At 71.3% G+C, this 23,055-nt stretch carries 17 protein-coding genes and 1 pseudogene; 13 read left to right on the top strand and 5 right to left on the bottom strand.

The features are described 5' to 3' along the window. Window positions 1-84 precede the first annotated feature (84 nt). From ACIO1C_RS15695 to ACIO1C_RS15685, 3 genes are all read right to left on the bottom strand, one after another. Window positions 85-825, bottom strand: a complete 741-nt coding sequence (locus ACIO1C_RS15695; protein WP_401863322.1) for an SGNH/GDSL hydrolase family protein — start codon at window positions 823-825, stop codon at window positions 85-87. A gap of 404 nt (window positions 826-1,229) precedes the next feature. Then, window positions 1,230-3,215, bottom strand: coding sequence for a heparinase II/III family protein (locus ACIO1C_RS15690; RefSeq protein ID WP_401863319.1), 1,986 nt, complete (start codon window positions 3,213-3,215; stop codon window positions 1,230-1,232). A gap of 79 nt (window positions 3,216-3,294) precedes the next feature. Then, window positions 3,295-5,511 carry an ROK family protein gene (locus ACIO1C_RS15685; protein WP_401863317.1) on the bottom strand — a complete coding sequence of 739 codons (2,217 nt, stop codon included), beginning with the start codon at window positions 5,509-5,511 and terminating at the stop codon, window positions 3,295-3,297. A gap of 308 nt (window positions 5,512-5,819) precedes the next feature. Between ACIO1C_RS15685 and ACIO1C_RS15680 the strand changes: the two genes are divergently transcribed. The 6 genes and pseudogenes from ACIO1C_RS15680 to ACIO1C_RS15655 form a co-directional block, all read left to right on the top strand. Next, window positions 5,820-6,788, top strand: coding sequence for an ABC transporter permease (locus ACIO1C_RS15680; RefSeq protein WP_401863314.1), 969 nt, complete (start codon window positions 5,820-5,822; stop codon window positions 6,786-6,788). Next, the gene (locus tag ACIO1C_RS15675; RefSeq protein ID WP_401863312.1) at window positions 6,785-7,714 is read left to right on the top strand and encodes a carbohydrate ABC transporter permease; all 930 of its coding nucleotides are present in this window, start codon (window positions 6,785-6,787) and stop codon (window positions 7,712-7,714) included. The genes ACIO1C_RS15680 and ACIO1C_RS15675 overlap by 4 nt, the downstream gene beginning before the upstream one ends. Before the next feature lie 95 nt (window positions 7,715-7,809). Beyond that, on the top strand, window positions 7,810-9,435 hold the full coding sequence (locus ACIO1C_RS15670) for an ABC transporter substrate-binding protein (RefSeq protein WP_401863310.1): 1,626 nt from the start codon (window positions 7,810-7,812) through the stop codon (window positions 9,433-9,435). A 57-nt stretch (window positions 9,436-9,492) separates the two neighbouring features. After that, the gene (locus ACIO1C_RS15665) at window positions 9,493-12,630 is read left to right on the top strand and encodes an alpha-mannosidase (protein WP_401863308.1); all 3,138 of its coding nucleotides are present in this window, start codon (window positions 9,493-9,495) and stop codon (window positions 12,628-12,630) included. A gap of 51 nt (window positions 12,631-12,681) precedes the next feature. Beyond that, window positions 12,682-15,714 (top strand): alpha-mannosidase, encoded by a 3,033-nt coding sequence (locus ACIO1C_RS15660; protein WP_401863306.1) that lies wholly within the window; start codon window positions 12,682-12,684, stop codon window positions 15,712-15,714. Between the two features lie 357 nt (window positions 15,715-16,071). After that, a pseudogene (locus ACIO1C_RS15655) lies at window positions 16,072-16,176 on the top strand (NAD(P)-dependent oxidoreductase); the annotation flags it as partial. Window positions 16,177-16,187: 11 nt separating this feature from the next. On the opposite strand, the gene ACIO1C_RS15650 reads toward ACIO1C_RS15655, so the two are convergent. After that, window positions 16,188-16,331 (bottom strand): hypothetical protein, encoded by a 144-nt coding sequence (locus tag ACIO1C_RS15650; RefSeq protein ID WP_401863305.1) that lies wholly within the window; start codon window positions 16,329-16,331, stop codon window positions 16,188-16,190. Between the two features lie 83 nt (window positions 16,332-16,414). Next, window positions 16,415-16,678, bottom strand: coding sequence for a hypothetical protein (locus ACIO1C_RS15645; RefSeq protein WP_401863302.1), 264 nt, complete (start codon window positions 16,676-16,678; stop codon window positions 16,415-16,417). Between the two features lie 297 nt (window positions 16,679-16,975). On the opposite strand from ACIO1C_RS15645, the gene pcaC reads away from it, so the two are divergent. From pcaC to ACIO1C_RS15610, 7 genes are all read left to right on the top strand, one after another. After that, window positions 16,976-18,220 (top strand): 4-carboxymuconolactone decarboxylase, encoded by a 1,245-nt coding sequence (pcaC, locus tag ACIO1C_RS15640; RefSeq protein WP_401863300.1) that lies wholly within the window; start codon window positions 16,976-16,978, stop codon window positions 18,218-18,220. Between the two features lie 97 nt (window positions 18,221-18,317). Next, a complete protein-coding gene (locus tag ACIO1C_RS15635; RefSeq protein WP_401863297.1) occupies window positions 18,318-18,950 on the top strand; it encodes an MBL fold metallo-hydrolase in 633 nt (210 codons plus the stop codon). 108 nt (window positions 18,951-19,058) lie between these two features. Continuing rightward, window positions 19,059-19,838 carry an exodeoxyribonuclease III gene (locus ACIO1C_RS15630; RefSeq protein ID WP_401863294.1) on the top strand — a complete coding sequence of 260 codons (780 nt, stop codon included), beginning with the start codon at window positions 19,059-19,061 and terminating at the stop codon, window positions 19,836-19,838. Between the two features lie 103 nt (window positions 19,839-19,941). Beyond that, the gene (locus ACIO1C_RS15625) at window positions 19,942-20,379 is read left to right on the top strand and encodes a DUF6278 family protein (RefSeq protein WP_401863292.1); all 438 of its coding nucleotides are present in this window, start codon (window positions 19,942-19,944) and stop codon (window positions 20,377-20,379) included. Between the two features lie 180 nt (window positions 20,380-20,559). Beyond that, on the top strand, window positions 20,560-21,489 hold the full coding sequence (locus tag ACIO1C_RS15620) for a glutamate ABC transporter substrate-binding protein (RefSeq protein WP_401863289.1): 930 nt from the start codon (window positions 20,560-20,562) through the stop codon (window positions 21,487-21,489). An 8-nt stretch (window positions 21,490-21,497) separates the two neighbouring features. After that, window positions 21,498-22,142, top strand: a complete 645-nt coding sequence (locus ACIO1C_RS15615; protein ID WP_401863288.1) for an amino acid ABC transporter permease — start codon at window positions 21,498-21,500, stop codon at window positions 22,140-22,142. Then, window positions 22,139-22,996, top strand: coding sequence for an amino acid ABC transporter permease (locus tag ACIO1C_RS15610; RefSeq protein ID WP_401863285.1), 858 nt, complete (start codon window positions 22,139-22,141; stop codon window positions 22,994-22,996). The genes ACIO1C_RS15615 and ACIO1C_RS15610 overlap by 4 nt, the downstream gene beginning before the upstream one ends. Window positions 22,997-23,055 lie beyond the last annotated feature (59 nt).

Raw genomic sequence — 23,055 nt, 5'->3', positions numbered from 1 at the left:
GTACGTGCACATGGCGGACGGCCCCGCGTCGGGCAGCGCGCGTTGTCGTGCCGCGGGGCGTGGCCGCCGGAACGAGCCGGGCGGTCAGCGGGCCGTGGTCTGCCTCGCCGCGAGCGGGACGAGCGAGGACGGCACCGAGCGGAGTGCGTTGAACCACACCGTGGCCATCTTCTCGTAGCCGGCCTTGGTGGGGTGAATGCCGTCCGCGAGGTCCGAGGTGGTCAGCGCCTCGTACATCTTCACCAGGTGGACGCGTGAGCCCTTCTGGGCCACCAGCGAGGGAATCGCGGCGTTGTACGCCCTGACGCGGCCTTCGAGCGTGCTGTTCGACTGCGGCGGGATGGTCGCCACGAACAGTTCGCTCCGTGGCTTGGCCGCGCGAATCTTGTCGATCAGCGCGGAGAGGCGCCTGGGCGCGTTCGCGATGTCGTAGTTCTGGTTGAGGTCATTCGTTCCGATGAGGAGCATGACGGTGCGCGGGTCGCTCTGGCCCAGCCAGGTGTTGATGTTCGTGTCCAGCTGGTCGATGCGCCAGCCGGAGTGCCCCTCGTGGTCGCGGTCGCCCAGTGCCGTCGGGCCGTTGGTCTGGGTTCCGACGAAGTCGACGCGGTAACCGCCGGCGGCGAGGAGTTGCCACAGTTTCACGCGATAGCCCCCCGGATAAGGGGTGAAGCCGTCGGTGATCGAGTCGCCGAGCGGCATGACGCGTACCCCGCCGTTGGACTGACCGGGGACGGCCGCCGAGGCGGGGGTGCGGCCCAGCGCGGCTCCGGCGGCGGCGAGGGCGCCGGTGACGATCACCATTCGTCTGGTCGGCTGTTGCATGGGGAACTCCTTTGGGGGAGGGAGTCGGGGATCCCAGGTGGGGGAAAGCCAGGTGGGGGGAAAGCCAGGGGGGGGAAGCCAGGTTGGGGGGAGAGAGCGGGGCCGGCTTGGCAGACCGGCCCGCGTGTGGGGGCGCGGCACAAGGTCCTGCGGGTCCGAGATACCGCCCTGGTGCGGGGGCGGTTGAGTGCAAGGAAATTCAGTGGATTGTGTTACGTCAATACCTTCGGCCCGCTCAACCTGGGTGAACTCCCGAGTGGAAACCTTGTTACCTTCCGACCGCTGCCCTGTTTCGGGCGGGTGAACTGGCCATGTCGGGCGGAAAACACCTTCCTGGCACGTCACCCGGCGGTTTGTTCCGCGCCGCGAGGTGGATCGTAATTACTTTTACATGCGACCCCGGGTCACGTCTCCAGCGGCCGTGCCTCCACGGTGTGGCCGCCCTCGCTCGCCGGCCGGCGGGCCGTGAGGACCAGCCGGTGGATCGCGGGTCCCCAGACCCGGGTGAACGCGGGGTCGGTGAGCGGGATCGTCTCCGCCTCGGCGGCGAACGCCGTGGAGTCCCAGCTGAGTCGCAGACCCCGCCCGGCCGGCCGGACGACGGTCGCCGTGCCGTCCGGCCCGATCGTGACCGTACCGCTGACAAGGAAGTGCAGGGCCAGGGACGCGGGAGGGGTACGGCACCGCCAGGCGTCGGCCACCTCGACACGTTCGCCGGCGCCGCGTACGAGACGGACGGTCCTGGACCACGTCTCCAGGCCGGCCTCCGGCGGGTAGGCGGCCGCCAGATCACACGTCAGCTCGTCCGCGTCCGGGCCGCGGCGGGCGGCCACGGCCCCGGAGCGGAACCGCGCTCCCGGGGGCTGGCCGAAGCCGTTGACGACGGGCACGTTGTGGTACTCGCTGGTCATCGACCAGATCCCGTAGCGGTTCTCGTTGAACGTCTCCCTGCGGTACGTACCCACACCGGCGTCGATGACCAGCGGCTGCGCGTCGACGGCGATGATGAACGAGCCGACGTCGTTGTGGTTGTGGCTCTCGTCGTTGTGGCCGCCCTTGGCCGCCACGAGCAGCCCCCGCGCGGACCCGGGTTCCGCGCGGGCGACCAGCACCTGGGTGTCGGGCAGCCAGGTGTGCCCGGGCAGCGGGAAGGCGGCGGGCGGCGCGCCGTGCCACTCGGTGTCGAGCAGGTCGTCCAGGGCGCGGCGGAGGTCGAAGGGCTCGTCGTGGAGCGGGAGCGCCTCGTCCGGCTCGCGCAGGGCCCGGGCGTGCGCGCTCACCTCCGGCTGACCGGTGCGCCGGCCGAAGCGATGGAGCAGCGCGGGAGCGGTCTCGCGCGGACGGGCGGGACCGTCCGCGAAGTTGACGGCCCACCCGTCGCCGATCCAGGTGGACACGGGATAGCGGGCCATGGCACGGATCAGCGGATGGCCGAAGACGCCCGCGTCGGTGCCCAGCAGCGAGGTGAGGGTCTCCAGGCACTCGAAGAGGCTGGCACCGGCGCGCCACCAGTAGTGCGGCCCTTCGTCACAACCACCGTCCCGTGGATGGGCCCGGAGGTAGTTCTCCAGCCCCTGGAGGATGCGGCACACCAGGGCGGCACGGCGCTCGTCGGACTCCTCGGTCAGCGCGGTGGCCAGCAGCAGCTCCGAGTGGATCCATGGGTTCCAGTTGTTGAGCTTGGCCGTCGAACCGTCGTACCACCCCCACTCGTCCCGCTCCAGATAGGGCAGCAGGACCCGGGTGGACACCTCCTGGCGCAGCCGGCGGCGTACCAGCGGATCGTGCCGGTCCAGTTGATCGCCCACGAGCGTGTCGGTGAGGGCGAGCAGGACGGCCGTGCCCGAGGCGCCGAGGTCCAGAGTGGGGCGGCCGGGGTCGGCCAGCAGGCCGTGCCGGGGGCCGAGGACCCGGAAGTCGTGGGCGGGCCATGCCCAGGTCGTCTCCTCGCACAGGGCCCACACGCCGTCCATCACCTCGTCGGTGAACGCGTCCGTGTTGCCGGTCGTCCCGGCCGTCACCGCGGTGGCGAGGACGGCCCGGGCGAGCCGGGCCCGTCGTGCGAAGACCGGCCCCTGGTAGCCGGAACGGTCACCGTCGCGGGCGAATCGGGCGAACAGGGAGGCGGGCAGGCCCGGCCAGGGCAGTCCGAGCGACGCGGAGGCCGCCCCCAGGACACGGGTCCGGGTGTCGTCGCCGATCGCCCGCCACCGCCGGTCCGCCGGCGGGGGTACGGGGCTCCACCGGCCGATCCCGGGCATGCGGGCCGCGACCAGCGAGGGCGGGAACAGCCGGGTCAGCCGCGGGTATCCGGACCCGTCGTCGGGGTCCGCCGGCGGCGTGGTGCCGGGTGCCGCGGATTCGGGCTGCGGCGATGTCGGCGATGTCATCTGGTCGGTTCCTCTCAGAAGGGGGTGGGTGACGCGGGCGGACGGCGGGACCGTCCGTGGCCGGAGCGACCGGTCCGCCTCAGGCGGCCGCGCCGCTGTGGGTGCGCAGGCGCGGGGCGAAGGCCATGTGGAAGACGCTCGCCGCCGCTCCGACCGCGGCCGCGGAGGCGCTCAGCGTCGAGTACGTGACCCGCACCGTGCGGACCCGGCGGGCCATCGGGAAGCGGTTCACCGCCCCGGAGATCTCCGCCAGATACAGCTCGGCGACCTCGGGCGGCACCGCCGGGCCGCCGACGATCATCAACTCGGTGTCGTACAGATCCGTCATGGCGACCGCGCCCCGCGCCACGACGCGTGCCACGTCACGGATCGCGCCGGCCGCGCGGGCGTCGCCGTTCGCCGCCGCACCGCACACCGTGTCGTACGTGACCTCACCGCCCGGCACGGTGAGTCCCGCCTCCCTGGCCCGGGCGACCACGGCGGACATCGGGGCGCATTCGGGCACCATCTCGGGGCCGCCCCCGGGTGCCACCCGGCCGAGGGCGTAGGCCGTCAGCTCGCCGAACTCACCGGCGTTGCCCGACGTGCCACGGTACACATCGCCGTTGAGGAACGCTCCGCTGCCCGCCCCCGCTCCGAGGTAGAGGTAGACGAAGTCACTGCCGCTCTCACCGGCGCCGAGCCACCGCTCGCCGATCGCCGCTGCCGTCGCGTCCTTCTCCAGGAGCACGGGAAGCCGCAGGATCCGGTTCAGTTCGGCGCGCAACGGGACTTCACCCCACCCAGCCCACAACGGCGGGTCGAGGAGGACCCCCTCGTGCACGTCGAGCGGGCCCGGCGCCGCCACTCCGACGCCGAGGATCTTCGCCCCCAGCGAGCCCGCCGCGTCGACGGTCTCGGTTGTCGTCCGGGTCATCCAGTCCATGCACGACTGCGGATCGCTCTGCGCCGTGACATCGAGCGTGTGGGTGTCCCGTACGTTGCCGCACAGGTCGACCAACACGAGGGTGATCTTCTCCGGGTCGACGTGGATGCCGATGGCGCACGCCGCGTCCTGGGACAGCTTCAGCGGCACCCGCGGCTTGCCCTTGCCCGTCGAGCGGCGCTCCTCCTCCACCAGGAAACCGGTGGTGAGCAGGTTGCGCGTGATCCTGGAGACCGCCTGGGGCGTCAGCCCGGTGCGTTCCGCGATCTCGACCCGGCTGAGGGAACCCCTGACCCTGACGGACTCGATCACCAGCTTCTCGTTGAAGGAGCCCAATGCCGGCTGGTCGAAGGCGCGATGCACGGTACGACGGCGTGCGGCCGCCTCCTGCCGGCCCTGGCGCAGCCACCGGAAAGGCGTGCCCGGCGGCGACTTGGGCAGCTCCCGTGCCGCGTCGGCCAGCGAGTCCAGGGCCACGCGTGCCGACCGCGGCTGGTGCCGCAGTTCGAGCTGCGCCATCAGACAGACGGTCGAGGCCCACCCCATGGCCGCGGGCGCGGTGTGCCGCCTCGCGGTGTGCGGCAGCCCCGCGGGGCCGGCGGAGTCCCCCCAGGTGATGACATGGAGCCGGCGTGCGGACCACCGGGCGGCGAGGGAGGGCGGCAGGGGCGGAACGGGCGCCGCCTTCGGGGCCGGCCGCCGCCCGCCGGCTTCGCAGGACGCCTGTTGCGGTGGTGAGTCCTTGATCCGGGGGCCGGTGACGCGGGCGGGGTGGTCCGGGTAGTCCGGCTGCGTCCCGCGCATCATGGCGGTCAGCGCCGCGTAGCGCATCTGCCGCTCCTCGGCCGTCGCGGCGCCGACCCGTGGCTGCTGGCCGGAGGCGGCCTCGGCGATCACCACGAAGGCCGCGCCGTCCGCCGACGATCCGGCGGAGAGGAGTTCCGGGCGGTGGCAGGACAGCGGGGGATCGACCGGGAGCAGGAGGGGCGCGTCGGTGGCGCCCGGCCGGACCTGCCAGCGCTGCCACACCTTGCCGAGCGCGGTGTGGGAGAGCCCCAGATGATCGGCCAACGCCCGTGCCGACCAGACGCGTTGGGGCGGCGGCGGACCGGCGAGTGTCGCGGCGACGACGTCTGCCTCGTCGATGCGGGCGGGACGTCCGCTGCGTGGACGGTGCTCAAGTCCGGCCAGGCCGTGCGCCGCGTAGCGCTGTCGCCAGGCGGTCACCGTCGGGCGCGAGATTCTGAGTTCGCGCGCGCTCTGCGAGACGGACAGTCCCGCCGCCGCGTCCCGCACGATTCTGAGCCGGACGGCGCGGTCGCTCCTGTCCTTCGCCCAGGCGCTGAGTTCCGCGAGATCCCGGTCCGTCAATGACAATTCACCTGGCTTGTGCATGATCCCTCAGGAACCTTGTCTGTAAAAGTAGTTAGTGGCCATTCAGTTCGTGTCGGCCTGCTGGGGCGAGTGCCTCCGCCCTGGCGGCCAAGGGGCCTGCGACCTGGACGAACGCGCCGGGCACTGCCCTATCTCTACACCTCGCGAAATCGCCCTGCAACACTCGGGTAACGGGTTTTCACAGCTCAGAGGCATTGACGTCGAGCAATCCAAGGGATTTACATGGCCCCGCCGGTCCGGACGCGGACGAGGCCGCCCGTATCTCCGGGAAGGGACCAGACGACATGACCACAGTTGACCGGCCGACGCTCCGGCCGGACCAGCGGGAGAGGCCCCGCAAGGGCGGCGCTCCCGCGTCGCCCCGCCGCCGTAACAAGGCACTGTTCTGGTTCGCGGTCCCCGGCACCGTCGTGCTGTTGCTCTTCCAGTACGTACCGCTGCTCGGCAACATCATTGCGTTCCAGGACTACCAGCCCTTCACCGGCATCATGCACAGCAGGTGGAGCGGTTTCGACAACTTCAAGATCCTCTTCAACGGTGACCCCGCCTTCCTGCACGCTCTGGTCAACACACTGCAACTGACCCTGATCCAGGTGGTGTTCGTCTTCCCGTTGCCGGTTCTGCTGGCGTTGCTGCTGAACAGCCTCGTCAGCGAACGGGTCAAGCGGGTGGTCCAGAACGTGCTGTACCTGCCGCACTTCCTGTCCTGGGTCGTCGTCGTGGCCATCTTCCAGCAGATGCTCGGCAACGCCGGCCTGGTGAACGTCTTCCTCCAGGCACACGACCTGGGCACGTGGAACATCATCGGCAACCCCGATCTGTTCAAGGAACTGCTGACCTCCCAGGTGATCTGGAAGGACACCGGGTGGGCCACCATCCTGTTCCTCGCGGCACTCTCCCGGGTCGACACCGACCTGTACGAGGCCTCCGCCGTCGACGGCGCCAGCCGCCTCAGGCAGACGTGGCACGTGACACTCCCGGCCCTGCGCGGACTGGTGGTCCTGCTGCTGATCCTCCGGCTCGGCGACGCCCTGAGCGTCGGCTTCGAGCAGATCGTTCTCCAGCAGACCGGTCTGGAGAAGAACACCACGGAAGTGCTGGACACCTACGTGTACAACAACGGTCTCGTCGCGGGGCAGTGGGGCGTCAGCGCGGCCGTCGGCCTGGTGAAGGGCCTGGTCGGCGTGGCGCTGGTCCTGGGGGCCAACAAGATCGCCCATCTTCTCGGCGAGGAAGGCATCTACCGCAAATGAGCACACTCTCCACCGTGGGCCGCGGGTCCACGCGCTCCTACAGTGCCATCCCCGGCCAGTCGGGCGGCTCGCCGTGGTGGCGGTCGGTGAAGTTCCTCGTCCTGCTGGTGTGCGTGGCCCTGGTGGCGATCCCGTTCCTGGCGGTGCTCTCCACGTCACTCGCCGACACGGCCCAGATCAACAAGACCGGTGGGTTCGTGGTGTGGCCCGACCACCCCACACTCGACTCCTACCGGGCCCTCCTGGGCGGCGGCCTCGTGTCCCGGGCGATGCTCGTCAGCGTCGGTGTGACCGTCGTCGGCACCCTGGTCAGCCTGTCCGCGTCCATCTCGCTCGCCTACGGCCTGAGCCGGCCCGGCTCCTTCGGCCAGAAGCCGATCCTGCTGCTCCTGGTGTTCTCGCTGCTGTTCGTGCCCGGCCTGATCCCGAGCTACCTGGTCGTCAAGCAGCTTGGCCTGATCAATAGTTATTGGTCGCTGATCCTGCCCACCGCCGTGAACGCCTTCAACGTGATCGTCCTGCGCTCGTTCTTCACCAGCCTTCCCGGCGAGCTGATCGACGCGGCGCGCATCGACGGTGCGAGCGAATGGCGCATCCTGACCCGGATCGTCCTGCCGCTGTCGAAGGCGTCGGTCGCGGTGATCGGCCTCTTCTACGCGGTCTCGTACTGGAACGCCTTCTTCAACGCCCTCATCTACATCAACCAGTCGGTCAAGTGGCCGCTCCAACTCGTCCTCCAGACCTACGTGGTCAACAACGCCGCCATCGGACAGGGGCAGACGGCCGACCCCGCCGCCGCGCTGCCGCCCACGGTCGCGCTCCAGGCGGCCATCCTCGTCCTGTCCATCGTCCCGATCATCGTCATCTACCCGTTCCTTCAGAAGCACCTGACCAAGGGAGTGATGATCGGCGCGGTCAAGGGATGAGCCGCCCGGACGACGTTCACGGCGTCCGCGCCGGCCGCCGTCCCCGGGGCCCCGCCACACCCCGTACCGACCGCACGGAAGAAGGGAATCCCCCCATGGGTGCGCACCTCACCCGCAGAAACGTCCTCCTCGCGGGGCTCGCCACGGCGGCCCTGCCCGCCCTCGCGGCCTGCGGCGACGCCGAGGCCCCACCGCCCCCCTCGGCCAACGCGGCCGTGAAGCCGCCGGACTACGTTCCCTACCGGGGCGTGCAGCCCGACCTCCCCGGCACCAAGTCCGGGGTCCTCAACGGCTATTACCACTACCCGAGGCACCCGGTCGCGGCGGCCCCCGACGGCCCGCCGGCCGAGGGACCGCCCATCGACGTCATGACCCTGACGTTCACCCCCGTACCGCCGCCCGCGTCCAAGAACCCGATGTGGCGGAAGCTGAACGAGACCCTGGGCACCGAGCTCGACTACGAGATCGTGCCGGTGGCCAACTACCCGGTGAAGTTCGCCCTGACCGTGGCCGGCGGTGACCTGCCCGACGCCATGCTGGTGCTCCCCACGGCGCCCCGGCAGCCCGGCACACTCAACGCGCTCTTCGAGGACCTGTCGCCGTACCTCTCCGGCAGCGGAGTGCGGCGCTACCCCTACCTGGCGAACATACCCCCCGCGTCCTGGGGTCCCATGATCGTCGCAGGCGGCCTGTACGGCCTGCCGATGCCCCGCGCGAACAGCGGGTCCGCCATGTTCTACCGGTCCGACCTCTTCAAGGAGAAGGACCTGGACCCGCGTCCCACGTCGTTCAAGGACTTCCTCCAGCTGAGCAAGGACCTCTCCGACCCCCGGCACGGGAAATACGCCAACGGGGACCCCACGGTCACGCTCTACTTCATCCTGGAGATGCTGCACGGCGCGAACACCTGGCGCGAGACGAACGGGAAGTTCACCTGGTGGCTGGAGGAGAGCGACATCCTCCACCAGGCCCTCGACGCCATGCGCCAGTTGGTCAGGGCGGAGACGATCCACCCGGACGGCTTCACCACCCTCGGCAAGTTCAAGGACTGGTTCGGCAACGGCCAGATCGCCATGAACTACGACGGCAATCTGGCCTGGAACCAGTACCTCCTCCAGTACGGCGCCACCGACCCGGAGTTCGACATCGGCGCGATGATCGCGCCCGGGTTCGACGGCGGCGAGGGAACACACTGGGCCGGCCAGTCGAACTACGCGATGCTCGCCCTGAAGAAGGCGCCCAAGGAACGCATCGAGCAGCTGCTCCGGGCCTTCAACCTGCTCGCCTCGCCCTTCGGCACCGACCACTACCTGCTGCGCAAGTACGGGGTCGAAGGACACGACTTCACCTACAAGGGGCCCGACCCGATCATGACCCCGGTGGGCGCCACCAACGTGGTGCTCCCCACCAACATGACCACGGACGCCTCCCAGAGCCTCTACTACCCGCAGGACGCGGAGCCCGTACGGCGCCAGTACGCGTTCCAGCAGAGCGCGGTGGAAGTCCTCGTGCCCGACGCCTCGTACGGCCTGTACTCGGAGACCAACGTCACGTACGGCGGTCAGGCCAGGGTCGACATCATCGAGGGCCCGCTGAAGGGCTACATGCGGTCCAATGCGAGCTGGGACGACGTCCAGAGCGCCGTGAAGGGATGGCGCACGTCGATCGGCGACAAGATGCGCGGCGAGTTCGAACACGTTTGGGCCGGGCTGCACTCCTGACCCGGCCAGGCCCCCTTCACCCGAACCCGAGAACCACCACGAAAGGGATCTCGCACTGTGCACGACGACCGACGGATCACCGAGGCACGCGTCCGCAAACTGCTGGAGCGGGTCATCAGGCCCGCTCTGTACAGTGCGGCCCGCCCGCTCGCTCTCCAAGCCTGGCACGTCGACGGTGAGCCGGTGCCGTACGCCGAGGCCGAACGAGCCTCGTACGGACCGATGGCCCTCGGCGAGACCTGGGGCCGGCCCTGGGGCACCACCTGGCTCAAGGCGCGGGCCGAGATTCCGGCCGAGTGGGCGGGCAGCCGCGTCGAAGCCGTCTTCGATCTCGGGTTCGACCTGAGCCGCGGCCCCGGCGGGCAGGCCGAGGGACTGGTCCACATCGGCGGCGCCCCCGTGCAGGGACTGCACCCCTACAGCCGCAGCGCCCTGCTCACCACGGACGCGGCCGGCGGCGAGAGCGTCGACCTGATGGTGGAGCTCGCCGCCAACCCCAACATCTCCGGCAGCCAGGCCCGGGGCACCCACTTCGGCTCCCTGGAGACGGCGGGCGACGAGCACCAGTACCGCCTCGACCGGGCCGAGATCGCCGTGCGCGACGAGGAGGTCTGGCACCTGTTGCACGACATCGAGGTGCTCGACGAACTGATGCACGAGCTGCCCGAGGGGTCCGCGCGCCGCCACGAGATCCTCTACGCCCTGCGCCGGGCCGCCGACGCGCTGGACGCCCAGGACGTCAGCGGCACGGCGCGCGCGAGCCGGGACGTGCTCGCCGGCGTCCTGTCCCGCCCAGCCCACGCGTCCGCGCACACGGTGACCGCCGTCGGCCACGCGCACATCGACTCCGCGTGGCTGTGGCCCGTACGGGAGACCATGCGCAAGGCCGCCCGGACCTTCACCAACATGACCACCCTCGCGGCGGAGTATCCGGAGCTCGTCTTCGCCTGCTCCTCCGCCCAGCAGTACGCGTGGGTCAAGGAGCAGCAGCCGCAGGTCTTCGAGCGCATCAAGAAGGCGGTCACCGCGGGCACCTGGGTCCCGGTCGGCGGCATGTGGGTCGAGGCCGACGGCAATCTGCCGGGCGGCGAGGCCCTGGCCCGCCAACTGGTGTACGGGCGGCGCTTCTTCGCCGAGGAGTTCGACGTCACGCAGGAAGGGGTCTGGCTGCCCGACTCCTTCGGGTACACCGCCGCGTATCCGCAGCTCGCGAAGCTCGCCGGGGCGAAGTGGTTCCTCACCCAGAAGCTGTCCTGGAACGAGACCAACCGGTTGCCGCACCACACCTTCGACTGGGAGGGCATCGACGGGACGCGGATCTTCACCCACTTCCCGCCGGTCGACACCTACAACGCCGAACTGACTGGGCGTGAACTCGCCCACGCCGAGCGGAACTTCGCGGAGAAGGGCCCGGCCACCCGCTCGCTCGCGCCCTTCGGCTTCGGGGACGGCGGCGGCGGCCCCACCCGCTCGATGCTGGAGAAGGCCCGCAGGCTCCGCGACCTCGAAGGCTCACCCCGCGTCGAGGTCGGCGACCCGAACGCGTTCTTCGAGGCGGCCCGCGCTGAGTACCACAACCCCCCGGTGTGGCGCGGTGAGTTGTACCTGGAGAACCACCGGGGCACGTACACCAGCCAGGCCCGTACCAAGCGCGGCAACCGCCGCAGTGAATCCCTGCTGCGCGAGGCCGAGTTGTGGGCCGCGACGGCGGCGGTACGAGCCGGTGCCCCGTACCCGTACGAGCGCCTGGAGTCGCTCTGGCGGCGCGTGCTGCTCAACCAGTTCCACGACATCCTGCCCGGCACCTCCATCGCCTGGGTGCACCAACAGGCCGAGCAGGTGTACGGCGAACTGCGCGCGGAGCTGGAGGAGATCATCGGCGAGGCGGCCGGTCACCTCGGCGACACCCCCGACACCCCCGCCCACACGTTTCTCAACGCCGGCCCGTACGACCGCCGCGAAGTGGCCTTCCTCCCGGCGGCCCCCGCCGGTCCCGGCCTCCCCGGCGGCCAGCGCCTCTCCGACGGACGGGTGGCCGTGCTGGCCGAGGTCCCGGCCCTCGGCACCGGCGGCACGCCGGACACGCCCGCGACACCCGTCACCGCCCGCCCCGAGGACGGCGGATTCCTCCTGGCCAACGGGGTGCTCTCGGTGCGGATCGACAGCCAGGGCCTGGTGACGTCGGTGTACGACCACACCGCCCGGCGCGAGGCCATCGCCCCGGGAACCGCCGGCAACCTGCTCCAGCTGCACCCGGACGACCCGAACGTCTGGTCCGCCTGGAACATCGATTCCCACTACCGCGACACGGTGCACGACCTGCGCGAAGCCCACTCCGTGACCCTGGACGAGGACGGCCCGCTGCTGGCCTCGGTGCGGGTGGAACGCAGGTTCGGCGCCTCGGTCCTGGTCCAGCACCTGGAGCTGTCGGCCGAGAGCGGGCAGCTCACCGTGCGCACCGACATCGACTGGCAGGAGCGCGACACCGTCCTCAAGGCGGCCTGGCCGCTCGACGTCCACGCGGAACGGGAGAGCGCCGAGATCCAGTTCGGCCATGTGCAGCGGCCCACCCACGAGAACACCAGCTGGGACGCGGCCCGCTTCGAACTGTGGGCCCACCGCTGGGTCCATGTCGGCGAGCGGCACTGGGGAGCCGCCGTGCTCAACGACTCCACCTACGGGCACGACGTCCGCCGCGACACCCGCGAGGACGGCGGCACCACCACGACCCTGCGCCTCTCCCTGCTGCGCTCCCCGCACAGCCCCGACCCCCAGGCGGACCGGGGCCGGCACTCCTTCACCTACGCGCTGTTGGCGGGAGCGGGGATCGAGGAGGCGATCGCGGGCGGATACGCGCTGAACCTGCCGCTGCGTCCCGCGCGTGCCACGGCGGCGCCGCTGGTGACCCTGGACACCCCCGAGGTGGTGGTGGAGTCGGTGAAGCTGGCCGACGACCGCAGCGGTGACGTGGTGGTGCGGCTGTACGAGGCGTGCGGCGGCGCGGTCCGGGCGACCCTCACGGCGGGCTTCCCGCTCGCCCGGGTCAGTGACTGCGACCTTCTGGAGAACCCGGAACGCGAACTGCCGCTGTCCGGAGACCCCGCAGACCCCGCAGACACCGCCTCCGCCGCTTTCCGGATGCGCCCCTTCCAGATCCGTACCCTGCGGCTGCACCGGGACCCGGTGACTCCGTAGGACCCCGACTCCACAGGCCCCCCACTCCGTAGGCAAGAGGAGCTCCCTTTCATGCACGACGACCGGAACCTCGTCGAAGCCCGTCTGGAACGCGTCCTCAGGGAACGCCTCCGACCCGCCGTCCACCCCGTCTCCACCCCCCTGACCGTGGAGATCTGGACCGCCCCTGGCGAACCCGTGCCCGTGGCCGAGGGGCTGGCCGCCCCGACACGCCCCATCGCCCCCGGCACTCCCTGGGGCGCGCCGTGGGGCACCAGCTGGTTCAAGGTCACCGGCACGGTCCCCGCCGCGTGGTCGGGACGCACCGTCGAGGCCGTACTCGATCTCGGGTTCACCCCCCGTACCCCGGGATTCCAGTGCGAGGGCCTCGTGTACCGGCCCGACGGCACCCCGGTCAAGGGACTCCATCCGCGGAACGCGTACGTGCGCGTCGGCTCCCCCGTGGCCGGCGGGGAACAGGTCCACTGGTACGTCGAAGGCTCCTCGAACCCCGATCTCGAAGCGTCCGGCGTGCCGTTCCGGCCGACCCGCATGGGCGACAGGGCGACCGCGGGTGACGCGCCCCAGTACGTCCTGGGCGAGATGCGGCTGGCCGTCCTCGACGAGACGGTGTGGAATCTCGTCATGGACCTGGAGGTCCTCGGAGAGCTGATGGCCGAGCTGCCCGTGGACGGGGCACGCCGCTGGGAGATCCTGCGCGCGGTCGGCCGCGCGCTCGACGCCGTGGACCTCCAGGACGTGAACGGGACGGCCCGGGCCGCCCGGGACGAACTGGCCGGCGTGCTCGCCGCGCCCGCCGTCCGAGCGGCGCACCGCGTCAGCGCCGTCGGCCACGCGCACATCGACTCGGCATGGCTGTGGCCGCTGCGCGAGACCGTCCGCAAGGTCGCCAGGACCGCGTCGAACATGACCGCGCTGCTGGAGGACAACCCGGACTTCGTGTTCGCCATGTCGCAGGCCCAGCAGTACGCGTGGATCAAGGAGCACCGGCCCGAGGTGTACGCCCGGGTCAAGCAGGCGGTCGCGGACGGCAGGTTCGTGCCCGTCGGCGGCATGTGGGTGGAGTCCGACACCAACATGCCGGGCTCGGAGGCGATGGCCCGGCAGTTCGTCCACGGCAAGCGCTTCTTCCTGGAGGAGTTCGGCCTGGAGGACGACGAGGTCTGGCTCCCCGACACCTTCGGATTCGCGGCCGGACTGCCGCAGATCATCAGGGCGGCGGGCGCCACCCGGCTGCTCACACAGAAGATCTCCTGGAGCCGGACGAACACCTTCCCCCACCACACCTTCCTCTGGGAGGGCATCGACGGAAGCCGGGTCTTCACCCACTTCCCGCCCGTCGACACCTACAACTGCGAGGTGTCGGGGGCCCAGATCGCCCACGCGGCACGCAACTTCAAGGAGAAGGGCGTCGCGTCCCGCTCCCTGGCGCCGGTCGGCTTCGGTGACGGCGGGGGCGGCACGACCCGCGAGATGGTCGCCAAGGCGGCCCGGCTGCGCGACCTCGAAGGCTCGGCGACGGTCGAGTGGGAGAGCCCCGCGGCCTTCTTCGACAAGGCACAGGCCGAGTATCCCGAGCCGCCCGTGTGGGTCGGCGAGCTGTACCTCGAACTGCACCGCGCGACCCTCACCAGCCAGGCGCAGACCAAGCGCGGCAACCGCCGCAGCGAATCACTGCTGACCGAGGCGGAGTTGTGGGCCGCCACCGCGACCGTGCGCACCGGTGCGCCGTACCCGTACGAGGAGTTGGACCGTATCTGGAAGACGGTCCTGCTGCACCAGTTCCACGACATCCTGCCGGGCTCGTCGATCGCCTGGGTGCACCGCGAGGCCCGCGAGACCTACGCGCGCCTGGCCGGGGAGCTGGAAGCCATCATCGGGGAGGCGCAGCGCGCCCTCGCCGGTGACGTCTCGGGCGGCACGGAGCTGGTGTTCAACCCGGCGCCGCACGCCCGCGGCGGCGTGGCCGCGGGGGGTGCCTCCGCGCGGCCGGCCCTGGGGGACACGGTTGTGCCCGTACCGTGCGACGAGGGCGGATACGTGCTGGACAACGGCCTGCTCCGGGTGGTGGTCGATGGACGTGGTCTGGTGATCTCCGTGTACGACCACGCCGCGGGGCGGGAGGCGATCGCGCCGGGACAGGCCGCCAACCTCCTCCAGCTCCACCCCGACCTCCCCAACCAGTGGGACGCCTGGGACGTCGACGCCTTCTACCGGAACGTGGGCAGCGACCTGACCGACGTGGCCGAACTCGGTGTCGAGGGGGCGGCGGTCCGTGTCGCGCGGACCTTCGGCGCCTCGCGGGTCACCCAACTGCTGTCCGTCCCGGTGGACGCCAAGCGGCTCGACCTCACGACCGAGGTGGACTGGCACGAGACGGAGCGCTTCCTGAAGCTCGCCTTCCCGCTGGACGTGAAGGCCGACCGGTACGCCTCGGAGACGCAGTTCGGCCACGTCTACCGGCCCACGCACCAGAACACGAGCTGGGAATGGGCCCGGTTCGAGGCGTGCAACCACCGCTTCGTCCACGTCGACGAGCCGGGCTGGGGTGTCGCGCTGGTCAACGACGCGACGTACGGGCACGACGTGACGCGGGCGGTACGGACCGGTGCCGACGCCGGTACGACGACCACCGTGCGGGCCTCGTTGCTGCGGGCGCCCCGCTTCCCCGATCCGGAGACCGACCAGGGCGTCCACCGATTCAGGCACGCGCTGGTGCCGGGTGCGACGATCGGCGACGCGGTCCGTGAGGGCCACCACGCCAACCTTCCCGTACGGCGGATCACCGGCACCGCGACCGAGGTCGTGCCGCTGGTGACCGTCGACCACGACGCCGTCGTGGTGAGCGCGACGAAGCTGGCCGACGACCGGAGCGGCGACCTGGTGGTCCGCCTGTACGAGGCGCACGGCGCCCGGGCCCGCGCCACGGTGCGCGTCGACGGCGCGGACGCCGGCCGCGCCGTCCTCACGGATCTGCTGGAGCGTCCCCTCGCGGACGCCGGGCCGCCGGTGCGGACCGGCGGCGGGGTCGAACTTGTCCTGCGGCCGTTCCAGCTGGTGACCCTCCGGCTGCCCCGCACCTGACACCAGCCGTACCCGGCCACCTGACACCACGCACACCCGGCCACCGTCCCACCGCCGTGTGTGTCACGGACCCGGCCGTCGCCGGGTCCGTCCTCCCGCCGGAACTGCGGGCGCGGCTGTCCGCGGTGGTCCGCCTCGCCCCGGATCCGGCGGGCCCGGATACTGGACGAGGTGCCGCTACCGGGACGGGTGGGCCCGCCTCCAGCAGCCGTTCGGGCGCCGACGGGCAGACGGTGGGCATCGTCGGAGCCTCGCGCATCGGCCGCCGGGTGATCGCCGAACTGGCCAGGTCGGACGCGGGCTACCAGATCCTGCTCAGCGACCCCTGCGTGACGGACGACGCCCGACGGAGGCGCGCTGATCAACACCGCTCGGGGCGCCGTCGTCGACACGGCGGCCCTGACCCGGGAGTGCCGCGACGGCCGCCTGGAGGCGTACCTGGACGTCACGTTCCCCGAGCCGCTGCCGCCCGATCACCCGCTGCTGTTCCTGCCGAACGTCCTGGTCACCCCGCACATCGCGGGAGCGCAGGGCAGCGAGGTCCGGCGGCTCGGGCGGTACGCGGTCGCGGAGGTCGAGCGGTGGGTGGCGGGGGAGCCGCTCCTGGGCGAGGTCACGCGCGAGGCGCTCCCGCGCCTGGCGTGACGGAGCGGTGGCCGTCGCCGTCCGGGATCCGGCCCGCGAGGATCGGTGAACCGCGCTACTTCTTCTTGCCGCTCTTCGCCGGGGTCTGCGCCAGGGTGCTCGCCGCCGCCGCTTTCTCCGCCTTGGTGGCCTTCTTGCTGTTCAGGACCTTGCCCGCGGCCGAGGCGGCCTTCTTGCCGGTCTGCCCCTCGCTCTTCGGCGCCTGCGACACCGCGCTGGCCGCCGCCGTCTTCTCGGTCTTGGTGGCCTTCTTGCCCGCCAGCGACTTCCCGGCCGCCGTCGCGGCCTTCTCCCCGGTCTGAGCCTTGTTCTTCGACATGTGAGTCCTTTCGACAGCGGATGCGCGCGTGACGCGCGTGCTCCGCGGAGGGCTGTTCGTGCCTTGGTGCGCGTCTACCCCCCAACACCCCCGGCACGCCGGTCCAGTTGACACGAAGACGCCGATCGCGCGTGCCGGTGTCCGCGTTTCCCGGGGGATCCGCCGGCGCGCAGCGTGCCGTTACGGCTGCCCCGGCCGCCTTCGTGGGACTCCGTGAGATGTGAGAGCGTGCGGGGCGTGAGTCTGACGACAGAGAAGACCCTCCAATACCGCTCTGACGGGCCGGAAGACGGTCCTGTGTTGATCTTGGGCCCGTCCCTCGGCACCACCTGGCACATGTGGGACCGGCAGGTACCCGAGCTGGCCCGCGGTTGGCGGGTGATCCGCTTCGACCTGCCCGGGCACGGCGGCGCCCCCGCGCACCCCGCCACCAGCGTTCCCGAACTCGCGCAGCGGCTGCTGGCCACGCTCGACGCGCTCGGTGTGCAGCGCTTCGGGTACGCGGGCTGTTCCGTCGGCGGTGCCATCGGCGCGGAGCTGGCGCTGCGCCGCCCCGACCGGATCGCGTCCCTCGCCGTGGTGGCCGCCTCGCCCCGGTTCGGCACCGCCGACGAGTTCCGCCAGCGGGGGGTGATCGTCCGCGCCAACGGCCTCGACCCGATGGCCCGTACCGCGCCCGAGCGCTGGTTCACGCCCGGCTTCGCCGCCGCGCAGCCGGCCATCGTCGAGTGGGCCGTCCAGATGGTCCGTACCACCGACCCCGGCTGCTACATCGCCGCCTGCGAGGCGCTCGCCGCCTTCGACATCCGCGCGGAGCTGGGCCGTATCACCGTCCCGACCCTGGTCCTGGTCGGTGCCGAGGACCAGGTCACCGGTCCTGCCGAGGCGCGCACCCTGGTCGCCGGCATACCGGACGCCCGGCTCGCGCTCGTCCCCGGCGCCTCGCACCTGGCGCCCGTCGAGCAGCCCGCCGCCGTCACGGACCTGCTCGTCCACCACTTCTCCACGGCCTGGTTCAACCCCTCGGACACCGCCACCGGGCTGACCGTGCTGCCCGACCGGGCCGTCGCCCCCGCCGTCTCCCCGACCGTCGGCCCGGTGGCCGAGATCGCCCCCGCCGAGCAGCCGCGGGCCGTGGGCGGCCTCCCCGGCGCGGTACGCCCCGACCCGTACGAGCCGGGCATGCGGGTACGCCGTGAGGTCCTCGGCAACGCGCACGTGGACCGGGCCATGTCCGCCGCGGACGACTTCTCCGGCGACTTCCAGGAGCTGATCACGCGCTACGCCTGGGGCGAGGTGTGGACCAGGGAGGGCCTGGACCGCAGGACCCGCAGCGCGGTGACGCTGACGGCGCTGGTGGCGGGCGGCCATCTGGAGGAGCTGGCCTTCCACACGCGCGCCGCCCTGCGCAACGGCCTCACCCCGGCCGAGATCAAGGAAGTGCTGATGCAGACGGCCGTCTACTGCGGGGTCCCCGCCGCGAACTCCGCCTTCCGCGTGGCCGCGACCGTGATCCAGGAGGAGACCCGCCCCCAGTCGTAGGAGGATGGGACTCCGGGGGCGTAGGAGGATGGGACCCGGGCGGGATCGGGCCCACAGCGTTCGGTCCCCCAGCGCTCAGAGGGAGAGGTGCTCCGCGGTGAGGCTCACCAAGAAGACACATGCCTGCGTCCGGCTGGAGAAGGACGGGCGGACGCTGGTCATCGACCCCGGGATGTTCACCGAGGCGGACGCGGCGGTCGGCGCCGACGCCCTGTTCGTCACGCACGAACACCCCGACCACTTCGCGGAGGACCGGCTGCGGGCCGGGCTGGAGGCCAACCCGGCCGCCGAGCTGTGGGCGCCGCGCAGCGTGGCCGACCAGATCTCCGCGGCCTTCCCCGGCCGCGTCCACGCCGTGGGCCACGGCGACACCGTCACCGTGGCCGGGTTCGACGTCCGGGTCCACGGCGAACTGCACGCCGTGATCCACCCCGACCTCCCGCGCGTCACCAACGTCGGCTATCTCGTGGACGGCTCGCTCTTCCACCCGGGCGACGCGCTGACCGTGCCCGACCAGCCCGTCGACACCCTGCTGCTGCCCCTCCAGGCGCCCTGGAGCAAGGTCTCCGAGGTGATCGACTACCTCCGTGAGGTCAAGCCGGTGCGTGCGTACGACATCCACGACGTGCTGCTCGCCGAGCCGGGCCTGGGGCTCTACGGGAGCCTGCTCGGGTCCCTGGGCGGTACGGAACACGACAGGCTGGCGCCGGGCGCCTCGGTGGACGTCTGAGGCGCGACCGGGACGGCGCGTCCGGGACGGCGCTTCCGAGGCGCCGGGGGGCGCCGTCCTGGCCCGCCGCTCCGGTGACTGTCCGACCCCGCCGATAGGCTGGGGAGCATGCGCATCGCGACCTGGAACGTCAATTCGATCACTGCCCGGCTGCCCCGGCTGCTGGCCTGGCTGGAGAGCAGCGGGACGGACGTGTTGTGCGTCCAGGAGACCAAGTGCACGGAGGAGCAGTTCCCCTCCGAGCAGCTGAAGGAGCTGGGGTACGAGTCCGCGGTCCACGCGACCGGCAGGTGGAACGGGGTGGCGCTGCTCTCCCGGGTGGGCCTGGAGGACGTCGTCAAGGGCCTGCCCGGCGGGCCCGAGTACGAGGGCGTGAGCGAGCCGCGCGCCGTCTCCGCGCTCTGCGGGCCTGTCCGGCTCTGGTCGGTGTACGTGCCCAACGGCCGCGAGGTCGGCCACGACCACTTCGCGTACAAGCTGCGCTGGTTCGACGCGCTGGGCTCGGCGGTGCGGGAGGACGCGGCGGGGGAGCGCCCCTTCGCGGTGCTCGGTGACTTCAACGTCGCCCCGACCGACGACGACGTCTGGGACCGGTCGCGGTTCGACGGCGCCACCCATGTCACCCCGGAGGAGCGGGCCGCGCTCGCCGCGCTGCTGGCCGAGGGGCTGACGGACGTGGTGCCCCGCCCGCTCAAGTACGACCATCCGTTCACCTACTGGGACTACCGCGAGTTGGGCTTCCCCAAGAACCGGGGCATGCGGATCGACCTGGTGTACGGGAACGGGCCGTTCGCCACGGCCGTCAAGGACAGCTACGTCGACCGCGAGGCGCGCAAGGGCAAGGGCGCCTCGGACCACGCCCCGGTCGTGGTGGACCTCGACCTCTGAGCAACCATCCGGCTCCGGGCGCGGTCTCTCCGTGCGGGACCACCCCGGCGCCCGGCCGCGCGCCCTATGGTGACCCGGCCGGGGGAATGGCAGGCTGAGCAGTATGAACATCCCTTTCTTGGACAACTGGCGCAAGCGGCACGGCGACACACCCGGTTTCCCGGCCGCCTCCGCCGCCGGGGAGTCGGCCGGTGTCGCCGAGCTGCTCTCCGAATGCGAGCTGCTGCGCGTCCGGGCAGGGCAGAGCGGGCTCGAACTGGACGACTCCCCGGCGTCGTTGGAGGCACTCGACCAGCTGCCGCCGCGCTGGCGCGACGACCCGGAGGAGCTGCCCTGGCTGGGCAACGACGCGGGCCTCTATCTGGGCACGGTCATCGTCCGTACGATCCCCGGCGCCGTCTGGAACATCTGGCCCGACGGCCATCCCGTCGTACGGCTCGCCTCCGGCCGGGAGATCCAGGTCGTCGAGGCGGGCGTCGAGTGGGCCGGCACGGGCGCGCCCGAGCTGTCCCAGGTGTACGCGGAGGCCCAGGAGGTCTAGGGCCTGGCGTTTGGACCCCGGTGGCGTCGCGGAGTCCGGCGCGCGAGCGCCCGTACCAGCGCGCCTGTGCAGTAAATACGGCTTATGCCCGATTTTAGCGTGTCGGCCGTGAAGTCCCTTGTCCGGCTGGATAGTTTGCGCTGACCTCGACCGGTCGAGAGGGGGTGAGTGCGGACCGTGATGCCCGGCAGACCGCCGCGTACGGCGCGCACGTTCACGGCTGCGGCGCTCGTCCTGCTCGCCGCCGCGCTCGGCGCCGGCTGCGGCAAGGACGGCAGCCCACCGGTGAAGGGACCCCGGGTGGGCGCCCTGCCCCGGTACGCCGTGGACGGCGGCTTCCGGCTCCCCGCGTCGGCCACCTGGAACCAGGCGAAGCGGCGCGGTCACCTGGTCGTGGGGGCCAAGGAGGACCAGCCGTACATGGGCGAGAAGGACCCGGCCACCGGCGTCTACTCCGGCTTCGACATCGAGATCGCCCGGATGATGTCCGCCTCCCTCGGCTTCGCCCCCCGGTCCGTCAGCTTCCGTACGATCGCCTCCGCCAACCGCGAAACCGCCCTCCAGAACGGGCAGATCGACTATTACGTCGGCACCTACACGATCAACGACAAGCGCAAGAAGCTCGTCGGCTTCGCCGGTCCCTACTACCTCGCGGGGCAGTCGCTGCTCGTCGGCGCCGGCGAGAAGGACATCAAGGGCCCCGCCGACCTGGCCGGCAAACGGGTCTGCTCGGCCGCCGGGTCCACCCCGTACCAGCGGATCCAGCAGGACCACCCACGCGCGGAACTGGTCGCGTACGACGCCTACTCCGTTTGTGTGGACAATCTGCTGACCTTCCAGGTGGACGCCGTCACCACGGACGACACCATCCTCCAGGGCTTCGCGGCCAAGGTCCCCGACGAGCTCAAGGTGGTCGGCGAGACCTTCTCCGAGGAGCCGTACGGCATCGGCGTCCCGCGCGGCGACCACGCCCTGCGCCTGGCGCTCGACGACGCCGTCGAGGCCCACCGGAGGAACGGCGACTGGCAGAAGGCGTACGACGCCACCCTGGGCCTCTCCGGCCGCCCCGCGACCTCCGCCCCGCCCGTCGACCGCTACCCGGCGAGCTGAGGCCGGCCATGGACGTACTGACCCAGAACTTCTCCCTCTACCGCGAGGGCTTCCTGAGCACCGTCGAGCTGACGTTCTACGCGTCGCTGATCGCGCTGTCCGTGGGACTGCTCATGGCGGCCTTCCGGGTCGCCCCCGTCCGCGCCCTGCGGGCGGTCGGCGCGACCTGGGTGAACATCCTGCGCAACACCCCCCTGACCCTGCTGTTCTTCGCGGTCCTGCTCGGGCTGCCGCGCTTTGGACTGGTCCTGCCCTTCCGGCTGTTCGCGGTCCTCGCGCTCGGCTGCTACACCTCGGCGTTCATCTGCGAGGTGGTGCGCTCCGGCATCAACACCGTGCCCAAGGGCCAGGGGGAGGCCGCCCGCAGCCTCGGGATGACCTTCCCCCAGACCCTGGCGTACGTCGTGCTGCCCCAGGCGTTCCGTACGGTCATCCCGCCGGTCGGCTCCACCCTGATCGCCCTCGCGAAGAACTCCGCGATCGCCGGCGCGTTCAGCGTCACCGAGCTGCTCGGCACCTACCGGACCCTCAACGAGCGGGGGTTCAGCATCGTCTGGACCTTCGTCTGGATCGCCGTCGGCTACCTGATCATCACCCTGTCGCTGAGCGCCCTCTTCGGCGTCATGGAGAAACGCTGGGGGATCGCCCGGTGAGCGAGTCGACGGTCCTCTACGACCTCCCGGGCCCCGGCACCCGCCGGCGGCACGGCCTGTACGCGGTGGTGTCGACCGCCGCGCTGGTGGGTGTCGTCTGCTGGCTGCTGTTCCTCCTGCTGGACTCCGGGCAGTTCGCCGCCGTCAAGTGGACTCCCTTCCAGTACAAGGGGATTCAGGAACTGCTCCTGCGCGGCCTGGGCAACACCCTCAAGGCCTTCGCGCTCGCGGCCGTGCTCTCGCTGGGGCTGGGCGTCGTGCTGGCCGCCGGGCGGCTCTCCGCCCACCGGCCGGTCCGGTGGCTCGCCACCCTGCTCGTCGAATTCTTCCGGGCCATGCCCGTCCTGGTGATGATCTTCTTCATCTTCGTGGCGCTGCGGGTGCAGGCACTGCCCGCGCTGGTGGCCGGACTGACCTTCTACAACGGCTCCGTGCTCGCCGAGGTGTTCCGTACCGGAGTCAACTCGGTCGAGCGCGGGCAGCGGGAGGCCGCGTACGGGCTGGGCATGCGCAAGACCCAGGTCATGAGCTACGTGCTGGTGCCGCAGGCGGCACGGGCCATGCTCCCCACGATCGTCAGCCAGTTGGTGGTCGCGCTCAAGGACACCTCGCTGGGCTATCTGATCACCTATGAGGAGTTTCTCCACGCGGGAAAGCTCATCGCGTCGAATCTCGACTACGATTTGCCGTTCATCCCTGTGGTGATGGTGATCTCGCCGATCTACATCGGGATGTGCATGCTGCTCTCCTGGTTCGCCCACCGGCTGGCCAGGCGGCAGCGGCGCAGTCCGAGAACAGAGGCCGCGGGGGTACCCCCGGCCGAACCAGGGACGCTGCTGCCGGGCGCGCAGTAGCTCAGGGGCAATGGCCCGTCCGGCAGCAGCCGGAGATCACTTCTCGTACCGAGGACCGG

The organism is Streptomyces sp. NPDC087420 (assembly GCF_044744165.1).
Classification (GTDB): Bacteria; Actinomycetota; Actinomycetes; order Streptomycetales; family Streptomycetaceae; genus Streptomyces.
Note: the sequence above shows the minus strand (reverse complement) of the source record. Positions and strands in the feature narration are given on the sequence as shown.